Origin of the sequence: Myxococcus xanthus (assembly GCF_013116825.1) — a bacterium.
In the GTDB taxonomy this organism is placed as follows: domain Bacteria; phylum Myxococcota; class Myxococcia; order Myxococcales; family Myxococcaceae; genus Myxococcus; species Myxococcus xanthus_B.
The window spans coordinates 1-435 of sequence record NZ_JABFNS010000323.1; the positions used below are offsets into that span (position 1 = coordinate 1).

At 61.8% G+C, this 435-nt stretch carries 1 protein-coding gene; it reads right to left on the reverse strand.

Annotated elements, in window-relative coordinates; all coding sequences use genetic code 11:
• The coding region (locus HNV26_RS37525; protein WP_171453058.1) for an efflux RND transporter permease subunit at window positions 1–435 on the reverse strand (435 nt) is incomplete at both ends.

Sequence of the window (435 nt, forward strand, 5' to 3'; positions counted from 1 at the left end):
GTTCCGCCCCAGCTCGTCCAGTAACCCGTGGGTATCTTGATCTGAGCCAGCCCTTGCTCTGCCTCCGCAACGAAAGATCCCACGTCGCGGCCACGCACGTTGGCGCTGACCACTATGCGGCGCTTTCCGTTCTCGCGGCTGACTTGATTGGGGCCAGGGGCGAGTTCGAAAGAAGCGACCTCGGCAAGCGGGATGAAATTGGTCCGTGCTTCGGCAGTGCCCACTGAGCGAGGCAGCGGGATAGGCAGTCGCTTCATGCCTTCCATGTCATTGCGGATCGTTTCGGGCAGGCGCACCAGGATGTCAAATCGCCGATCACCCTCGAACATCGTTCCGGCTTCACGTCCACCGATGGCTGTGGCCACGGTGTCCTGGATGTCGGCCACGTTCAGGCCATAGCGAGCCGCCTTCTGGCGGTCGATATTCACCGTGAGC